This is a genomic window from Bacillus infantis NRRL B-14911 (assembly GCF_000473245.1).
GTDB lineage: Bacteria > Bacillota > Bacilli > Bacillales > Cytobacillaceae > Bacillus_AB > Bacillus_AB infantis.
In genome coordinates, this window is record NC_022524.1 from 2,017,016 (window position 1) to 2,036,059 (window position 19,044).

General features: G+C 46.9%; 14 protein-coding genes. 12 read left to right on the forward strand and 2 right to left on the reverse strand.

The window, feature by feature from the left end; all coding sequences use genetic code 11:
• The first annotated feature begins 128 nt into the window (after positions 1-128).
• Both N288_RS10155 and N288_RS10160 read left to right on the forward strand, forming a co-directional pair.
• Complete coding sequence (locus N288_RS10155; protein WP_009791061.1) at positions 129-1,274, forward strand: exonuclease SbcCD subunit D; 1,146 nt, start codon at positions 129-131, stop codon at positions 1,272-1,274.
• Complete coding sequence (locus tag N288_RS10160; protein ID WP_009791062.1) at positions 1,271-4,411, forward strand: SbcC/MukB-like Walker B domain-containing protein; 3,141 nt, start codon at positions 1,271-1,273, stop codon at positions 4,409-4,411. Before N288_RS10155 ends, N288_RS10160 begins: the two co-directional genes overlap by 4 nt.
• A 553-nt stretch (positions 4,412-4,964) precedes the next feature.
• On the opposite strand, the gene N288_RS10170 is transcribed toward N288_RS10160, so the two are convergent.
• Positions 4,965-8,018, reverse strand: coding sequence for an efflux RND transporter permease subunit (locus tag N288_RS10170; protein WP_009791064.1), 3,054 nt, complete (start codon positions 8,016-8,018; stop codon positions 4,965-4,967).
• 174 nt (positions 8,019-8,192) lie between these two features.
• Here N288_RS10170 and N288_RS10175 point away from each other — a divergent pair, with 174 nt between their 5' ends.
• The 8 genes from N288_RS10175 (at position 8,193) to selB (ending at position 15,201) form a co-directional block, all read left to right on the forward strand.
• Entirely contained in the window at positions 8,193-9,074 is an 882-nt protein-coding gene (locus N288_RS10175; RefSeq protein ID WP_009791065.1) for a TetR/AcrR family transcriptional regulator, read from the forward strand.
• Positions 9,075-9,173: 99 nt separating this feature from the next.
• Positions 9,174-9,851, forward strand: coding sequence for a Dph6-related ATP pyrophosphatase (locus N288_RS10180; protein ID WP_009791066.1), 678 nt, complete (start codon positions 9,174-9,176; stop codon positions 9,849-9,851).
• 24 nt (positions 9,852-9,875) lie between these two features.
• On the forward strand, positions 9,876-10,583 hold the full coding sequence (locus N288_RS10185) for a YwaF family protein (protein ID WP_009791067.1): 708 nt from the start codon (positions 9,876-9,878) through the stop codon (positions 10,581-10,583).
• A gap of 695 nt (positions 10,584-11,278) precedes the next feature.
• Complete coding sequence (locus tag N288_RS10190; protein WP_009791068.1) at positions 11,279-11,635, forward strand: hypothetical protein; 357 nt, start codon at positions 11,279-11,281, stop codon at positions 11,633-11,635.
• Between the two features lie 165 nt (positions 11,636-11,800).
• Positions 11,801-12,001 (forward strand): hypothetical protein, encoded by a 201-nt coding sequence (locus N288_RS10195; protein ID WP_157638536.1) that lies wholly within the window; start codon positions 11,801-11,803, stop codon positions 11,999-12,001.
• Between the two features lie 91 nt (positions 12,002-12,092).
• Positions 12,093-12,314, forward strand: a complete 222-nt coding sequence (locus N288_RS10200) for a hypothetical protein (protein WP_009791070.1) — start codon at positions 12,093-12,095, stop codon at positions 12,312-12,314.
• Between the two features lie 130 nt (positions 12,315-12,444).
• Positions 12,445-13,281, forward strand: a complete 837-nt coding sequence (locus N288_RS10205; protein WP_009791071.1) for an acetate and sugar kinases/Hsc70/actin family protein — start codon at positions 12,445-12,447, stop codon at positions 13,279-13,281.
• A gap of 36 nt (positions 13,282-13,317) precedes the next feature.
• A complete protein-coding gene (gene selB, locus N288_RS10210) occupies positions 13,318-15,201 on the forward strand; it encodes a selenocysteine-specific translation elongation factor (RefSeq protein WP_022543783.1) in 1,884 nt (627 codons plus the stop codon).
• 32 nt (positions 15,202-15,233) lie between these two features.
• On the opposite strand, the gene N288_RS10215 is transcribed toward selB, so the two are convergent.
• Entirely contained in the window at positions 15,234-16,628 is a 1,395-nt protein-coding gene (locus N288_RS10215) for a M28 family peptidase (RefSeq protein ID WP_009791073.1), read from the reverse strand.
• 417 nt (positions 16,629-17,045) lie between these two features.
• Here N288_RS10215 and N288_RS10220 point away from each other — a divergent pair, with 417 nt between their 5' ends.
• Together N288_RS10220 and N288_RS10225 are read left to right on the forward strand one after the other, a co-directional pair.
• Positions 17,046-18,035, forward strand: coding sequence for a C40 family peptidase (locus N288_RS10220; protein ID WP_022543784.1), 990 nt, complete (start codon positions 17,046-17,048; stop codon positions 18,033-18,035).
• Between the two features lie 471 nt (positions 18,036-18,506).
• Positions 18,507-19,016 carry a M15 family metallopeptidase gene (locus tag N288_RS10225; RefSeq protein ID WP_232217729.1) on the forward strand — a complete coding sequence of 170 codons (510 nt, stop codon included), beginning with the start codon at positions 18,507-18,509 and terminating at the stop codon, positions 19,014-19,016.
• Positions 19,017-19,044: the final 28 nt, after the last annotated feature.

The following is a 19,044-nucleotide window of genomic DNA, read 5'->3' on the forward strand; positions in this document are numbered from 1 at the left end:
GTTAAAATAAGAGAACAAACATTCTGGATGAAAGCTTCCTATTTTTTCAGAAACCATCACTATCCTCTTTTTGATATAATGATAGGATTCTGAAATAGAAGCAATAAGGTTAAAAGAGGGGGAGAATCATGAAGTTTATCCATACGGCAGACTGGCATCTGGGCAAGCTTGTCCATGGTGTGTATATGACAGATGATCAGCGGGAGGTGCTGCAGCAGTTTGTCAAACTGGTGGAGGAAGAAAAGCCGGACGCCATTGTTATAGCAGGCGACCTTTATGACCGTTCTGTCCCGCCGACAGATGCTGTACGCCTGCTGGACGAAACCCTGTTTAAGCTTAATATTGATCTTAAAACGCCGATTGTGGCGATTTCCGGGAACCATGACAGTGCTGAACGACTGTCTTTCGGCAGCTCGTGGTATCAGCACAGCCAGTTTTATCTGAACGGCAATATTGAAGCCAGCTTTCGTCCTGTACATATAAATGGCGTTAACTTCTACCTGGTCCCTTATGCAGAACCCGGTACTGTCAGGCAGCTATTGGGAGACGATTCCATCCACTCCCATCAGGATGCCATGAAGAGCCTTATCGGAAAAATGGAAGAAACAATCAATCCTAATGAACCGAATGTGCTTGTCGGCCATGCCTTCGTGCTGGGAGGACAAACCAGCGATTCTGAAAGGACTTTATCTGTCGGCGGTTCCGGCTGCGTCACTGCGGATCTTTTTGCGCCTTTCTCCTATACGGCGCTCGGCCATCTTCACAGCCCGGACGCCATCAAGCATGATACAGTCAGGTATGCCGGCTCACTGCTGAAGTACTCTTTTTCTGAAGCTAAGCAGAAAAAGTCAGTTTCCATCATTGAGATGAATGATAATGGCTCTTTTGACATCCGCGAACATTCTCTTGCTCCCAAGCAGGATATGCGCGAGGTGGAAGGCTATCTGGAGGAGCTTCTCGATCCATCGTTTGCGGAAGGGCAGAATCATTTGGATTATCTGAAAATCACCCTGCTGGATGACGGCAGCCTCATTGATCCGATGGGCAAACTGCGGCAGTTATATCCGAACGTCCTCCATCTGGACAGAAAAATCGAACAGACCGACCTGAAAAGGAAAATAGCCTTCCAGGCTGTGAAAGAAGAGAAAAAATCCGAACTGGATCTTTTTGAGCAATTTTATAAAGAAATGACAGAAGCTGAATTCACAGAGGATAAAAAGTCAGCGATGGCGGATATCATCCAGTCTGTGCTGAAGGAGGAGGGATTGAAATGAAGCCTTTGAAGCTGGCAATGCAGGCATTCGGGCCTTATGCAGGGACCGAAGAGATTGATTTTTCCTCGCTCGGCAGCAAAACCATGTTCGTGATCTCAGGCAAGACCGGAGCGGGCAAAACCACGATCTTTGACGGCATCAGCTATGCCATTTATGGAAAAGCAAGCGGGGAAGACAGAAATGGCCCCGAGCTTAGAAGCCAATTCGCTGAAAATAATCTGCTGACAGAGGTGTCGCTTCAATTCTCACTCCGAGACCGCACCTACTATATCACACGTTCTCCACAGCAGGAAAAAAAGAAGGAGCGGGGCGAAGGCTTTACAACTATCGGCGCCAGGGCCGAGCTTTATATGTATGATGAAAAAAATGAGAAAGTGCTGCTCGCTGCCAATGTCAGGGATGTGGATGAGAAGATAAAAGAGATCATGCTCATCGACAGCAGCCAATTCCGGCAGATTCTGATGATTCCACAGGGGGAATTCCGCAAGCTGCTCACATCAGACAGCAAAGAAAAAGAGGTTATCCTCCAAAGGCTGTTCCATACGGAGATCTATAAAAAAATCGAAGAAAAGCTCAGGACTGAAGCGACAGAGCTGAGGAAGAGTGTCGAAAAGCAGGCTGACAGGAGAAACCATCTTCTGCATGGAATCCATGCCTCCTATCAGGAAGACCTGATCGAAGCTCTGGAAGAAGATACGCTGAATGACAGCAGAATCCTCCGGCTGCTCGAAAAAGAGATCGAGCTTTTAAACGGGGAAATGGATAAGCTTGTCTATGAGGGCCGTAAGAAGCAGGAGGAAAGGGATTCTCTCCAGCAGAAAATCTATGAGGCAGAAGCAGTCCTGAAGCAACTCGCTCAAAAAGAGGAGCTCAAGGCGAAAAAAGAAGAGCTGGAAAGCCGGAAGGAATGGTCAGAAGCAAAAGAGCAGGAAATCATCCTCGCTCAAAAGGCGGCAATACTTGAGCAGCAGGAAGAGCTGTGCCATAAGCTGAAGAGTGATTTGGACTCTTGCAAAGCTGAATTTGAACGGCTCGAGAAAAGTACGGAGGCATTATATCAGCTTCTCCAGCAAAAAGAAGCCGCATATCAGCATGAAAAGAACAGGGAAGCTGAAAGAAACGAGTCAGCGGAAGCAGTCTCAAGGCTGCAGGCGATGAAAGAAGATGTCCTCGCCCTGTCCAAAACTAAATCAGAGGCTGAAATACTGAAAAAGAGGCTCGATTCCTCGAGACAAACAATAGAGAATCTTGAAGCAGGCCAGAAGCAGTGGGAGGAAACATTAAAGAGGCTCAATGCTGAGAAAAAAGAGGCCGATGGAAGCCTCCTGCAATCCGTGGAAATGGAGAGGAAGCTTGAAGGCTCCCAATCTCTTCTTGAAAATATCAATAAATATGAGAGTCAGGAACAGAAGCTGGCTGATTCTCTTGAAAAATTGGAACAGCAAAAACAGCTGCTGGAAAAGCAGCAGGCCCGCGCTGAAGATGCCAGGCAGCTGGTGGCAGAGCTTGAGCAGAAATGGCTGCATGGCCAGGCGGCCATACTTGCCGGCAAGCTTCAGGATGGAGAAGCATGCCCTGTATGCGGATCCATGGAGCATCCATTGCCTGCCGTATCCGGCGGCCCGGATTTTCCCGATGAAAAGGATATTGAGGCAGCAAAGAAGCAGCAGCTCTCTTGCGAGGAAGACCGCTCGAAGGCAGAGTCACGCTATTATGAAATCCAGTCGGCAGCCACCAGCCTGAAAGAGTCGATTGCTGAACTTGCTGCCAGAGTGGCAGAACAAAAACCGGGGCTTTCAGAGGATAGCATCACGTCCTATAAACAGGAGCTCCTCTCGGAAAGTAGCAGGATGGAAAGTGAGCTTGCAGGGTTCCGCAGGAAAGCGGCTCAGGCTGACAGGCTTGAGCAGGAAATCAAAAGAGCTGAAAGTGAGAAAAGCAGGCAAGCTGATGAGCTTCGCCAGGCCGCAGCGGACAATCAGGAAGCAGGCATTCTTTTTGCGGAGAAAAATACAGTGCTTTCCAGAATGATGGAAACTGTTCCTGAAAACCTCCGCTCCCGGCAGGCATATGAGGAAGAGCTGCAGGCGGCCCAACAGCATCAGCAAAAACTTACTCAGAGGCTGGAAGAGGCACAGGCTGCCTATACCGATACAAGGGAAAAGCATTCTAATGAGAAGACTCGCCTTGAGGTTGCGGAAAACCAGCTGAAGCAGACCGGCGATAAGCTTTCCGCCGAGCGGGAGCTGTTCCGTGACAGGATGGTCGGGCAGGGCTTTACTGTATACCAGGACTATCATCATGCCAAAAGGAATGAAAGGGAGCTTGAGGGCCTGCAGGCAGAGCTCAGAAGCTATCGGGAAGAACTCCGCTCCGCTGCCGACAGGTACCATGAGCTTACAGAATTGCTGAAGGATGTTAAGGAGCCTGATATCCAGGCCCTGAAGGAGCAATTCGGGGAAGTGGACAAGCTGCTGGCTGCACTGCAGGAGCAGTATACCGGCCTGCTCGTGAAAAAGCGGGAAAATGGGGAAATCCACAAAAAGGTCACAGAAATCAACGAAGACATCAAACTGCTTGAGGAGCAGTATCATCTCCTTGGCCATCTGTTTGAGATTTCCAAGGGACAGAATACATTCAGGATTACATTTGAGCGCTATGTGCTTGCAGCTTTCCTTGATGATATCCTTCGTGAAGCAAATGGCAGGCTGGGCAAGATGACGAGCGGCAGATACCGGCTTCTAAGGAAGACGGACCGTTCCAAAGGAAATGTTCAAAGCGGACTTGAACTGCTCATTTTTGACCAGTACACAGGCCAGGAGCGCCATGTAAAGACACTGTCTGGCGGGGAGAGCTTTAAGGCGGCATTGTCGCTTGCGCTGGGTCTGGCAGAAGTTGTCCAGCAATATGCAGGCGGTGTCTCGCTTGAAACGATGTTCATCGACGAAGGGTTCGGGACGCTTGATCCCGAATCACTTGACCAGGCCATAGAAGCACTGATCGACATCCAGAGCACAGGAAGGCTTGTGGGCATCATCTCCCATGTGCCTGAACTGAAGGAGCGCATCGATGTCAGGCTTGAAGTCACCGCAACCCAGCAGGGAAGCAGGACTGAATTCCACTTTTTAAACGGATAAAATGAACAGGGCAGGAATTGGACTCCTGCCCTGTTTGGTTTGCGTTGGGATGTTTGATGATTGGAGCAGGAAGGGCAAGGGTGTTGTTTTATATAGAAAAGTGTAATTGATGAACGAGTGTAAGGGGAAAGAGCCGAGTCATGTATAGAATAGAGAGTATTCGATGCATGAGTGCAATGGAGAGAGCCGACACATGCATAGAATAGAGGGTAATTGATGCATGTGTGCATTAGACCGGGCAGAGTCATGTATAGAACAGAGAGTAATCAATGCATGATACCCGTGAGAAAAGCTGCGTCATGCATAGAATAGGGCACAATCAATGCATGAGTCCCCTGAAAAGAGCCAAGCCACGCATAGAATAAAACAAAATCAATGCACCAATACCGTAAGGAAATCCAAATCATGCATAGAAAGAATCCAAATCAAAGCAAGATCCACGTACAAATCCCCACATATATTTAAAAAGCCAAATTCCATCAATTCCAACCAAATAATCCTCCCCACATCAAAAAAAACATCCTGCAGCACACCGCAGGATGTTTTTCCCATTCTACTTGCTCTCAGCCGGCACTTTCTTAAATCCAAGATAAAGCATCGGCACGATGATGACAGTAAGGATAACTGAGAACAGTATCCCTGAAATGATCGTTATGGCCAGCGGTGTAAAGAGGGCATCTCCGCTGACTGCGACTGGTATCAGCGCCACGATGGATGTTAAAGCAGTCAGAAGGATCGGCCTCAGTCTCACACGGCCGGCTTCCACTACAGCATCCTTAATGGCCATTCCTTCACGCAGGCCCTGTTCCATAAATTCGATTAGGACGACAGAGTTGCGGACAACGATTCCCGTCAGTGAAACCATTCCCATGACAGCGAGGAAAGAGATCGGCGTCTGTGTAACGAACAGGCCGAGGATGCTGCCGGCAATTGCCAGGTAAACGGCTGTCAGAACCAGGAACGGAAGGCCCAGTGAATTGAATTGGAAGGCGATCAGCAGATACACCAGGAAGATGACAATGATGAACAGAACGGTGATTTCGGCAAAGAAGTCATTTTGCGCCTGGTTCTCTCCGCCTAATTGGATGCTGTAATCATTGCTGTCCAAAGCTTCCCGCTCTTCCTCTACGATTTTCTGGACATTCTCCTTGAAGCCTTCCTCCTCTTTAGGGAAGGCCCTTATAGTGATCGCCCGGTCTCCATCCTGGTGGGGGATGCGCTGAATTTCTTCAGTCCTTTCCTCATCCACAAGCTCTGAGACAGGAACAAGTTCCGGCGGCCCGGCCTGTGTGCTGCCGGCAGCCGGAATCTCGAGTTCTTCAAGGTTCAGGGGTTCTTCAGGGTCCCCAAGTATGATATTCATATCGCGCTTAGATACACCATTATCAAATGCCTGCAGCGGAATGCCTTCAGTTGCAAGGCTGATCTGTTCGCTGATCTGATTGATGGTAATGCCGTATTCTTCTAATTTGGCACGGTCAGGGACATATTTTACAGCCGGCTCTGGAGTTCCGATATTGTCGACTACAAAGTCTGCCCCAGCGTCTTCTATTTTCCCGGACAGTGTATCCCTGAGCTCAAGGAGCCTTTCTATTTCAGGCCCCTTTACCGTGACTGTGACAGGGGCGCCTGCAGGAGGGCCCTGCTGGATGGTTTCCATGAATATTTCAGCATCTGGATATTTTTCCCTCAGAACAGATGACCAGTCGTCAATAAGCCCCTGGGCAGTCTGGTTCTTGCGGTCAACCCTTGCGACGATCTGCCCCGTATTCTCTCCGGTTGCCTGCAGGGAGCTGTTGAAAAGGTTAGGCAGGCCGGTTCCGGCAAATACACTTGTTTCCTTGACGCCAGGGTCAGTCAGCAGCATTTCTTCAATGTCCCTAAGCTGCCCGGCTGTATCCTCGAGGGTCACACCGATTGGGAGTGTAACGTCAATCGTCACCTCTTCACGGTCGGCGGCTGGGAAGAACTCAAAGGGAGTCAGTACAGCGAGCCCAAAGATCGCCGTTGTAAAAATTAAGCCAAGAAAACCGACAAGCTTCGGCCTTTTGGAAAATGGCTTAAGGATTTTGTCTGCATAAATATCTGCCATTAGATTGAGCGGCCTTCCGAGCAGCCCGGGAGCGTCAGAAACTTTTTTGCTCGTTTTCCGGTAAAGCATAAAGCGCATCATTGGCACGAATATCAATGCGACGAGTGTTGATGCCAAAATGGTCGTTATTAAAACGGTCGGCAAAGCTCGTATGAAAGCCCCGTTCCCCCCGGAAAGAAAGACGAGTGGAAGGAAGGTGAAAACAATCGCAAGCGATGATGTGACGATGGAAAACCAAATCTCCTTTGTGCCATTGATTGCGCCAAGCATCGCCCCTTCACCCATTTTATAGCGCCTTTGGATATTATCATTGACGACGATACTGTCATCAACAAGGATACCTAGCGCGATGATCGCCCCGATGACGGAAATCTGGTTCAAGTCGACATCGGCGAACGGAAGGGGGATCAGCCCCATCAATACGGAAATCGGGACAGCGAGTGCAACGACGAATGCCCCTGAGGCGGTCAGTCCAAGAGCCGTAGTCAGGATGACTGCCGCAACTGATATGGCAAGAGACAAATAGAGGCCGTCAAAAATATCGGATACCTGATCTGCCTGTGAATAATATGGCTGAAGGTCAATATCGTCAGGCAGTCCTTTTCCCAAATCTTCGACCAGGCTGCTGACTGATTCGTCAACGGAGGGGATATCCTGTCCTGCTTCGACAAAGGCAGTAAAAGATATAGAAGGCTTTCCATCAATAGTGACAATATCCTCCGTTTCCTGCTGCACGACTTCAGCTTTTCCGATGTCGCCAAGCAAAACGGATTCACCCTGCGGCGATTTGCCGACAAATAATTTTTCCATATCCTCAACAGAGCCGTAATGCTCTAATGTAAGCTGCACGATTTCCTGATCCATTTCCTGCTTTCCTAATGGTGCAGGATAGAATTCATCATTGATGCTGCTGATTACATCCGGCAGAATAATGCCTTTCTCCTTCAGCAGCTCAGGATCCAGCTCAATAGAAATTTTCTCGTCAGGCAGGCCTTTGATTACAGCGCCCGAAATCCCAGGTACAGATTCAACCTCTTCTTTCCAGCGTGAAAGTTCGTCCAGAAGAGCAAAAAGGCTTTCACTGTCGCTGCCCGTCAAATGGTAAGATACAATTGGCATCTTGACATTTGCTTCACTGACTTCCGGTTCAAAGGCTTCTTCCGGGAAAGAAGCTGTAAGGTCAGAGATAGCCTGGCGCACATTGCCGAACACTTCTTTTTTGTCTTCTCCGTCGGCAACCGTTACGATAATAGAAGAAAAGCCTGCGCTTGAGGATGAGCTTAGTTCCTCGATTCCCTCAATGGACTGCAGCTTTGTTTCTATCGGGTTGGTAATATTTCTTTCCACACTATCGACCGTTGCTCCAGGATAGACGGTGCTGACCGTTCCGATATTGATGGAAGTCTCGGGAATTTCCCTTTGCGGAAGCTGAAGGAAAGTGAAGACGCCAACGATAATAAATAATAAGAACAAAATGATAAAGATTTTGGATCTCTTTAGTATCCATTCAAGCATAATGCATTCCTCCTGAGGTTTGACTGGTCGGTCAAATATTGTTTGATTTAAAATGAAATCTAATATTATCAAGGGGTAAACTCTTGACTACATGGTCATTTTTGCATGACTCCATTTAAATAGTCAAGAATGAATGTGTTTATAGAATGTGCAGGCATAAAGATATGAGGTGTGATGATGAACAAACGCGAAGCGATTTTAGAAACAGCTGTTGAACTTTTTGCTGAAAAAGGGTACAGCCAGACATCCATGCAGGAAATTGCGGACGGTGTAGGGATTGCAAAAGGATCACTGTATTCTTTTTTTTCATCAAAGGAAGATCTGATTATTTCCATTTATGAGCATTACCAGCAGCTCGTCTTTGAAAGAGTCCTTGTCATCGGACTGGATGGGGACTTGGAGCCTAAGCATAAGCTGGAGAAGCAGTTCAGTGCCCAGTTTGATGGGATTCTGGAATATAAGGCTTATATGAAGATGCAGATGCGGGGAGAGACGGCTGTTAACAGCGAAAAAATTGCAGGGATGGAGCACAGGATGCGGGGAAGATTGTTTTCCTGGCTTCAAAAAAGCCTGCTGGAGCTGTATGGGGAAAGAATCAGGACTTATCAATGGGATCTGCTGTTCATGATTCAATCGATCTATCGGACATATATGATGCTGATGGTGTCTGACCAGGCAAAGATCGAACCGGATGAGATCGGCGTCCATTTAGTCCGGCAGCTTGATGCGGTGGCGAATGATTTTCTTGAAAAGGGCGGAAACCCCATTCTTAATGACGAAATGATGCAGCATTTTGTCGTTCATATGGATAAGGAAGGCGCTTTTGTATCATTTGAAAAAAGGGAACAGGCATGGAAGGATCTTTATCAAAAGCTGAACAGTCTGGAACCGCAAAAATCTTCATGGTTAAAAGAGATCGCAAACCGGATTTCCGAAGAAACCAAAAAATCCAATCCTGAACAAATCATCCTGGAAGGGCTGTTTGCTTTACTGAAGGGTGAGGAAGATATCCGGAAGGAAGCCAAGGAACTGGAAAGGGAAATCCTGAATGACTGACTGTTGAAGTGAATACAGGCAGTCAACACTGTTCTGCCATACAGTACCTTTTCATGGTAAAATGGTGGCAGAAGATTTAAATAACAGGGAGTTGGAAAGATGAAGAAAGCAGCACTTTCGTGGAGCGGAGGCAAGGACGGCTGCATGGCTCTTGATCTAATGGTCAAGAAAGGGATAAAGGTTGAGTGCCTTCTGACAACAGTCCCTAAAGAGCTGGGAAGGACTTTTGGACATGGTGAGAAGCAGGAGCTTATATCCCTTCAGGGGGAAGCTCTCGGGATTCCGGTCCGCTTTATAGAATGCACGTTTGACGGATATACGGATTCCTTTGTCGCGGCTTTAAAAGAGGCAAAAAAGGAATACGGACTTGATGCGATTGCGTTTGGGGATCTTTATTTAGATGAGCACAGAGATTGGGGCGAAAAGGCGGCGGCAGCGGCAGGCCTGGAAGCATCCTATCCCTTATGGATGAAAAAAGAGGAAGCGCCATCAGCCCTGGAAGCATTCACGGATACTGGATACAAGGCTAAAGTGATCAGGGTAAGAGATGAGATTCTTGCTACTGAGTGGCTTGGCCGCGAAGTGGATGCATCCTTTGCCAGGGATATTAAAGATACAGCCAGCTGTCCGATGGGTGAAGCAGGGGAATATCATACTTTTGTCTATGACGGCCCTCTATTCCGTAAAAAAGTCAGCTTTGACACTGGAGAAATTATTCAGCTGGAGACAACGAAGCGGCTTGAGCTTGAAAACTTCGCTTTAAAAGAAAAAGCTTAATACATAAGTAAGGAGGATCCCCCTGTGGCAGAGCTATTCGGGCAAAATTCGGATCTCTATCCTTTTGCGGCTTTTTCGGCAGGCCATTGGACCATGCTGTTTGTGTTTGCGGCAGGCTCTTTTGCTTTATACTATTACCGGCAGTTTTTTGCAGCAAATGAATTAGCGGTCAGATGGACGTTCTTTTCAGGCTTATTCGTCCTGGAGTCGCTTTATCACTATTGGCTGTATCGTGCAGGAATATGGGATGTTTCATTCACACTGCCGCTTCAGCTGTGCTCCATCAGCCTGATTCTTTGCCTGATCCTTCTCGCATCAGGATCAAGACTCGTTTTTAACATTGTTTATTTTATCGGGATAGCAGGTGCCTTAATGGCGGTGCTGACGCCAGAATTATTTTTTGGCTATCCGCATTTTCGTTATTTTCAATTTTTCATCACTCATATACTGATCATATGGACCTGCCTTTTCTATGTATTTGCAAAGGACTTTGCACCAGATCATAAAGGGATGTGGCTGAGTTTCCTGTTCCTTAATTTATCTGCAGGCATTGCATACCTGGCCAATAAATGGACCGGGGGAAATTATATGTTTCTTGCCTATAAGCCTTCCAATGGCTCGCTGATTGATTTTCTGGGGCCTTATCCATTTTATATCCTGTCCCTTGAAGGGATTGCACTTTTCTTATTTTATGTGCTGCTTGCTCCGTTTGGTTTTCGGAAGAGAAAGTAAAAGAAAAGCCCTGCCTCTGGCAGGGTTTTTAATTTTGGCTCTTTTCGTAAAGAGCGTTGTTTTAATTAACCTAAGGAAGAGAGGAAGGAATGATTTTGCAAAAAGTCTTTACCTTATTTGAGTGAGTGACCAGCAGGCCATTAAATAAGCGGAGAATTTCCGGTTAAGCTGTTGAAAATGGCACTAGTGGGTGTAAATAAAGGGAGAATTTCCGCTTAAACGAAACGCAGTAGCCCATTTTCCAGTTTTTTGAGTTGATAGCCGGAATTTCTCCGTCTATTTGAACTATTTTTAGAGGTTTTTCGAAAATAGGGGGAATTTCTCCGCTTATTTTTACCCGTCCCGGACTTCCTCTTCTAGTCTGCTCTTTTATGTCAGTACGGGGGAATGACCCAACAACTAGCTTAATGAACAAACGGGAGTTATTTCGTAATAAGAAGTACAGTCATTCCATCATAGCAGTGGCGGCTTTTTATACCTCATGCAGGAAGGGTATGGTAGTTGAGTGTTAGCAGCACGAGCAGCATCCGCCTCCTGAAAGAGTATTTTAGCACCTTTTTTAAGGGTGGCAAAATAGCAGCAAAATATGCGTATTTACGGCAGGCTGACTGCACATGCCGGGATTAGAAGGCATCTTGCTGGGGTAGAGCAGGAGAAACAGCCAAGATGAAATCATTTTAGAAAGAAGGGTGCATATGAAGAAATTTTACATCCTGCACAGCATCAGCTGCCTGGCATTCCTTTTCGTTTTATGGGCTTCTTTTTTGTCTCCAGTATCAGAGAGCGGGGATAACAGGCAGATGAATGAAACGCTATTCCAGCCGGCGCCCTATGCTTTTTCCATCTGGGGGCTTATATATGTGCTGATCGCCATCTGGCTGGTCAGGGGATTTCTCTCATCAGGAGATGAAAGGGAGCTTTATAGGGACACAGCACCTTGGTTTTCAATCAGCGCCGTCTTGGGCGGGCTGTCGATTACAGCTGGATTGGCTGTAAAAGGTCTAGATGCCATTCTGCTCATTGCTTCACTGGCAGCACTTTGTATGGTTTAGGTAAAAATCAAGAAAAGCCAATACCATCGGACTTTTTTCAGAGTTCCGTTCTCATTCTATCTTGGATGGACCTCCATTGCTGTTATTGTGATTATCTTTCAGCAGTTTACAGACTTTGGCATCGGGGAGTTCCTTACTATAGGAGAGCTGGGGTGGACAAACATCATGCTTATTGCGGGAGCTATGCTTGCTATTGGCTTTATGCTGCTGCAAAAAGATATCATCTACCCGCTCGTATTCATATGGGGATATATTGGGATTGCGGTTGAGCAGCGCGGGCAGGCTTCAGTGGTCTGGACTGCTGCAGCAGCCTGCATTTTGATTGCTGCTGCTGGGTTGATTTACATTTTTAGAAAGAAACAATAAAGCGGGAAATCAGGCCAAGCAGAAAGTATAGTTTGTCTCTTCCGGCCCAATAATAAGCGTTAGAAACTGAGTTGGAAGGAGCTTTGCCTACATGAAAAACCTTCGTTTTTTATTGAAAGATGGAGCGGAAAGTGCGCAGATTGCAAAAGACCTCCGCGTCCAGCTGGATGTCAACCGCTATCAGAATGTGAGTGTAACACCGGTTACGGGCAGAAATGAAGTGATTGTCCAGGTTCCTGATGAAAGCGGCATGATCGAAGAAACAATTGAGAGCTTCATGAAGGATTATCAGACCGGCGAGATGCTGGAGTAGTAATTGGCCCCCTTTCTGCAAGGGGGTTTTATTTTTAGCGAGAACTATCACTGGATAAAGGCCTTAATGCTGGCAGGCCCCTCCTAAGATTGCTTATAATGAGGTTAATATATTCAGGGGAGGCATTCGTGTGAGAATAGGGATTGATGCTGGCGGGACTCTGATTAAGATCGTTTACGAAGAAAATGGCCTTCATTTTAAAAGAATTGAATATAATGAGGCTGAGCAGGCGATGAACTGGCTTAAGACGTTGGCTCCTTCTGCGGATTATGTCCTTACTGGCGGTAAAGCCGCCATCCTTAAGGAGGCCTTTTTTCCCGAAGCCGCTATCATCCCTGAATTTACGGCCACTTGTGAAGGGGCTCTCCATCTGATCAAGGAAGCGGGCCACCCGCATAAAAGATTGCTGCTCGTTAACATCGGCACAGGGACTTCCTGGTATAAAATAGAGGATGGAAAGCATGAAAGAATCCTGGGCAGCGGTGTGGGCGGAGGTACTTTTATGGGGCTTGGCAGGATTTTCACTGGAAAAGCGGACCATCAGAGGCTGGCCGGGCTGGCAGCTGAAGGTAACAGGGAAAAGGCCGACCTGCTGGTGAGCGATATTTATGGAGACAGAAGCTGGCTTCCTTCGACAGCAGGCCAGAATAAAAGGGTAAAGGATGTTGAAGCTCCTATTGACGGCAAGCTGACGGCAGGCAATTTTGCCAATATCACGGGTGAGCCTTCCGAAGAGGATCTTATGGCAGCGGCTGCTAACATGATTGCCGAAACAACGGTTCTTTTGACCAAAGGGGCTGCTGATATCCATCATTCTGAAAAGATTTATTATATCGGAAGTTCCCTGCAGGGTAATGAAATACTGAAAAAGGGACTTCTTACATACAGCAGGATGACAGGCCTGGATGCCGCCTTTCTGCCTAATGGGGAATACAGCGGTGCACTTGGTGCGTACTTATCCAGTTGAAATGATAAATTAATGAATTAAAGTAGGTGCACATTTGTGGGAAAGAAATACTTTACGATTGGTATGGCCGGCCATATTGACCATGGCAAAACATCGCTGACCAAAGCGTTGACCAATATAGATACAGACAGGCTGAAGGAAGAAAAAGAAAGGCAGATATCCATTGAGCCGGGATTTGCTCCCTTGTATGAAGATGAGGATTTGGAAGTATCTGTTATTGATGTCCCAGGGCATGAGCGGTTCATCAGGCAGATGATTGCCGGAGTTGCGGGCATTGATCTTGTGATCCTCGTCGTTGCAGCCGACGAGGGTGTGATGCCGCAGACAAAAGAGCATCTCCAGATTCTTGGGTTCCTTGGCATTGAGAAAGGAATCGTCGTTATCTCTAAAGCTGATCGGGTGGATGAAGAATTCATTGGCCTTGTTGAGGAGGAGATTCTGCTGGAGCTTGAAGGAACGGTCTTTGAAGGCTCGCCTTCGGTTCTCGTGGACAGCCTTTCTCTAAGAGGGATGGAAGAATTGAAAGTGCTGATTGAGGATGAACTCAAAGAAATCACCCCCCGCGGCACAACAGGCGCCTTCAGGCTGCCGATCGATCAGGCCTTTTCGGTAAAGGGGCAGGGGACTGTGGTCCGCGGAACCGTCTATGAAGGATCTGTTGAAGAAGGCCAGCAGCTGAAGATCCTGCCCTCAGGCATTGAAACGAGGGCAAGGCAGATCCAGGTGCACCGGAAGCAGGCAGAAAAGGCATTTGCAGGGCAGCGGACAGCCATCAACTTATCCGGGGTCGCAAAAGAAGATGCCGCCAGGGGGCAGGTCCTTGTCTCCGCTGACAGTTTTACAGTGACAAATGTGTTTGATGCAAGCATCAGGACAGCAGAGGGGCTGGAGTCTGCCATCAAGCAGCGGATGCCTGTCAAATGCCATATCGGAACTGCAGAAGTGATGGGCCGGATTGTATTTTTTGACCGCAACGAGCTCAAGGAAGATAAAGAAGAAATCTTGTGCCAGATAAGGCTGGACGAAGAGGTGGTTACAAAGCGGGGAGACCGGTTCATCCTCAGGAGGCCCAGCCCGGCTGAAACCATCGGCGGAGGATGGGTCATTGATCCTCATGGCCGGAAATATAAGTTTGGCAAGCATACCGTTGAGCTTCTCGATAAGAAAAAACAAGGTTCTCCCCACGAAAGGATCAGCGATGCCCTTAGAATAAACAGCAGCATGAAGCCTTCAGAGCTTGCCCATTTAACCGGTGTGGACGAAGAAACTGTCCTGCAGGTGCTTCAGGAAGACGGCTTTGTAAAAATCGGGCCCAATGACTTTGCTCACAGCGAAACGGTGCAGAACGCCTCCATGGAAGCAGCAGGGAAGCTTGGCGAATTCCACTCTGCTTTTCCGATGAGGAAAGGGATCCTTAAAGCAGAGCTGGTCCAGTCGCTGGCTGCCACCTACGGCAAAAGCCTGGTGGATTTTACGGTTGAAAAAGGGATCCTGGATGGAAAATGGATAAAAGAAGAGCAGTGGCTGTTTTCTTCAACCTTTGAAAGGAATATTCCGAAAAGCTGGCAAAAACGGGCTGGCAATATGCTGGACCAGTTAAGGGAAGATGGACTGCAGGTTCAATACCTAGACGACTACTTCGCCAAATCGGGTATTCCGGGAGATTTAAAGCCAGATATGATCCGCTTTCTGGCAGATGCTGATAAAATCGTGCCGATTGATGGCCAGTATTACTATCATGCAGACATTTTCAATGAAGCGGTTGAAAAGCTGAAGGCTGGAACCGGAGGCAGCTTTGATGTAGGTGTGGCTAAAGATCTTTTGGGCTTATCGAGGAAATATATCATCCCTCTCCTTGAGCGGCTTGATGAGCTGAAGCTGACCGTGCGGGAAGATAATAAAAGGATCTGGAAAAAATAAAGAAAAGCACCCAGTGAGGGTGCTTTTCTTTATTATTTTACTTCCTGTTCTTGATATAAATGAGGCGTTTTATGCTTTTTCCCTTTTTTCGGCTTAGGCAGCTTCCGGTCGAATTTTGCCTGATCATAAATCGCTGATCCCACAATTTCAGCTACATCCTGAAGCTTGTCCTTGCTGATTTTATCAATGGTGTCTTCCGGTGTGTGGTACCATGGCTCACTCGGGCTGTGGATGAACAGTGCTGCCGGAATCCCTGCTTCTGCAAAAGGCACATGGTCGCTCCGTCCTCCCTGTCCATACGGTGTTGCTGTGCCATTCAGCTTTAAGCTGGATTTCTGGGCCAGTTCTGTCACCAGATTCGGTTCGCCATCAGCCGTCAGCATCACCAGGTCGCCTGCATCCCTGCTTCCGACCATATCAAGGTTGAAATTGGCAATAATGCTATCCTGCTCCTTGTCTGACAGATTCTCTACATAATGACGTGATCCAAGCAAGCCGAGCTCTTCAGCACCAAATGTGACAAAGCGGATTTCTGAATCAGTGGGAATATTTTTGAACACTCTTGCCAATTCCAGTGTCATCGCTGTGCCTGATGCATCATCATTCGCTCCCGGTGCACCTGCGACAGAGTCATGGTGTGCGCCAAGCACAATGACTTCTCCTGTATCTTTCTTCTTATTAGTTGGTTTTTTAACGGCAATTACATTATGAGATGTTTTTTCACCGGCGTCAGCTCCCTCAATGACAAGGTTTGCTGTGAGGGTTTCTCCCTCTGCAAGTCTTGCTGACAGGCTTTCACCTTCAGCTTTTGATAAAGCTGCAGCGGGTATGTACTCCTCATTGGCTTCTCCAAGTGTCCCGCTGAGAGGGCCATCAGCATTATTATAGATCAGAACGCCTGCAGCACCTTGTTCAGCTGCATTCAATACCTTTTCGGCAAAGCTGATTTCCCCTCTTTGGATCAGTGCAATCTTACCCTCCAGATCAGCAGCTGCAGCGTCCTCCTTTGTTCCCAGGCCTGCTTCTGCCAGTTCAGCAGTGACATTCCCGTTGACTGTATAAGTGAAAGGGGCAGGGGATAATGGCTCTTCCGCTCCCTGGACGGTTAATTCAATCTTCTCAGGCGGCGTATAGCCATAGAAGGTGAAAGGCTGGATTTCTGTTTTATAGCCATAACTTTCGAATTTTTGCTTTATATACTGTACTGCCTGATCTTCTGACGCAGTTCCTGCCACGCGCGGAGACTGCGAGAGATCTGTGATGGATTGATAGATTTTTTCCGCTGATATCCTTTTGATAAGACTATTCTCAAGGCCATGAATAGCTTCCAGCTTCGGAGCTTCCTTTGGCTGGGCCAGCGCAGGAGCATGTACTGCCCCAAAGGCCAAAACGCCTGCTAATGACATAGAAACAAAAGTTTTTTTCATAGTATTCCTCCCTGGATAAAATTAATAGGCAACTAATAGTCTAGAATATTCTCAATTTTTCTATAAGGTAAAAAACTCCTGCATTTTTTAGTCCTTTGCATTCATTTTTCGGCCGGCATCCTGCTGGAGCGACTATTTAATCAGGAGGTGCTGACTAGAAAATTCATTAAGGAATAAATTTCCTTCCGGATATTGTCGTAAAATTTGAGTCTTAAGAAGGTAGAAATTATTTTTGTATAAGTTTAGAAGATGAAAGCATGGGGTATATAACCTATTTGTTTGTGGGAAATAGAAGATGATATTCCTTAATTAACCTATAAACATAGTTAATTCCAAGCACTCCATTTTTTACACATACTATTCTAGTGTAATGATTACTAAAATTAGGATGTGAAAGAAATTAAAGGAGTGTACACCATGAAAAAACAACTTATAACAATGGCAGCCGCAGCAGGCTTGATGCTGACTCCTTTTCAAGGTTCAGCAAGCGCACATGAAAAGACACATAAAGTAGCCTCCGGAGACACGCTTTGGAAGATCTCGAGGCAATACAATATAAATGTAGGCGAGCTTCAAAGCTGGAATAAGCTTAGCGGTGCTGTTATCTATCCTGGGCAGGAGCTTTCCGTCATTGCTCCGCACAGCCACACATCACAGCCTGCAGCATCAGGCACCACAGTACATACGGTGCAGGCAGGGGACACGCTATGGGGAATCAGCCTGAAATACGATGTCAGTGTCGCATCCCTAAAGCAATGGAATCGTCTGTCAACTGATACGATTTATAAAGGCCAGAAGCTCTCAATCAGCGCTGCTGCAAGCAGCTCTGCCAATGCTCCAGTGCTGAATCCGGCACCAGCCCAAACAGGGTCAAGTTATACTGTGCAAAAAGGAGATTCGCTTTGGAGCATTAGCAGCAGGAACAATACCTCTGTACTTCAATTGAAAGCATTGAATAATCTATCCAGCGATACAATCTATGCAGGGCAGAAGCTTCAATTGAATGGCACAGCAGCAGCTGCAAAGCCTCCAGCACCAGTATCTGTTTCCTCCAAAGCCGATGCGATTATCAGCGAAGCGAAAAAGTATATCGGCGTCCCGTACAAATGGGCAGGAAGCACACCGGCAGGTTTTGACTGCAGCGGCTATATCAACTATGTCTTCAAGCAGTCGGGAGTATCAATTCCAAGGACTGTTGCTACAATCTGGGGCGCCGGAAAAGCGGTATCTTCACCGTCACCGGGAGATATCGTCTTCTTTGAGACCGGGACAGGCCCTTCACATGCAGGCATCTATCTTGGCGGAAACAAATTCATCCATTCAGGCTCTTCCACGGGTGTAACAATCAGCGATATGAGTTTATCTTATTGGAAGACTAGGTATCTTGGGGCAAAGTCTTTGCTGTAATGGGCTGCAAGTATCCTGGTGTTGAAGCTTTGCAGTGTTAAGCTACGGGCAAAAAGAAAAAAATCGGAGAAGGATACAATTAGCTGCAATAAAATTTATGGGAATTACATTAGACAGGCTCTTTTCGAAAGAGCTGTCTTTTTTTATAATAATTCAGCTGCAAAAGATTCCTTCATATATCCCTTTTAATCAGAAACGCCATTTTATTTACCTGAAATTTTACAGCCAGCACGCTAAGCAGCTTCATTCTAGACTGAATAAACAATTTCCTAGTATAATAAGAAGCAAGATGTAAGGCATATTTCCAGATGATGCCCCGCATCTTTTTTTATATTTATTTGTATACGGCTTTATTCAACAGCATTGTTTAACACAGCCTTATATATAGAAAGGACTGACAAAGTGCCGGTTAAAAGATCAGGCTTCTGGATTTTTATATTGATTGCCGGGATGATTTATCTGCTTTTTCTCATGAAGGCAGAGCAATTTCCGGAAATTGATTTTCATATTGATATGGATAATGGCTTTGATGAGGATGCGCCCCTGCCGGTCCAGCTTCATCCGGTGGTAAGTGCCAAAAAGGATGAACTGATCAGCCTGGCGGCGGATAAAGGGATCAATATTGTCATTACACAGGATTTCCGCAGCATTGAAGAGCAGAATGAATTATACGCAAAAGGCAGGACGGCAGAAGGAGAAATCGTGACAAATGCCAAAGGCGGGGAGTCATACCATAATTTCGGCCTCGCCATTGATTTTGCCCTTCTTTCCTTAAACGGAGCTGTCATATGGGATATGAATTATGACGGCAACGGCAATTCGCGTGCAGACTGGGACGAGGTCGTTGAGATTGCAAAAGGGCTTGGGTTTGAATGGGGCGGCGACTGGCGCAGCTTCAAAGATTACCCTCATCTGCAATATGATTTCGGGCTAAGCATATGGGAGCTTCAGAGAGGGAAGAGGCCTCCTGAAGAGGAATAAAAAGGAGGATGCGCCGAAACGCATCCTC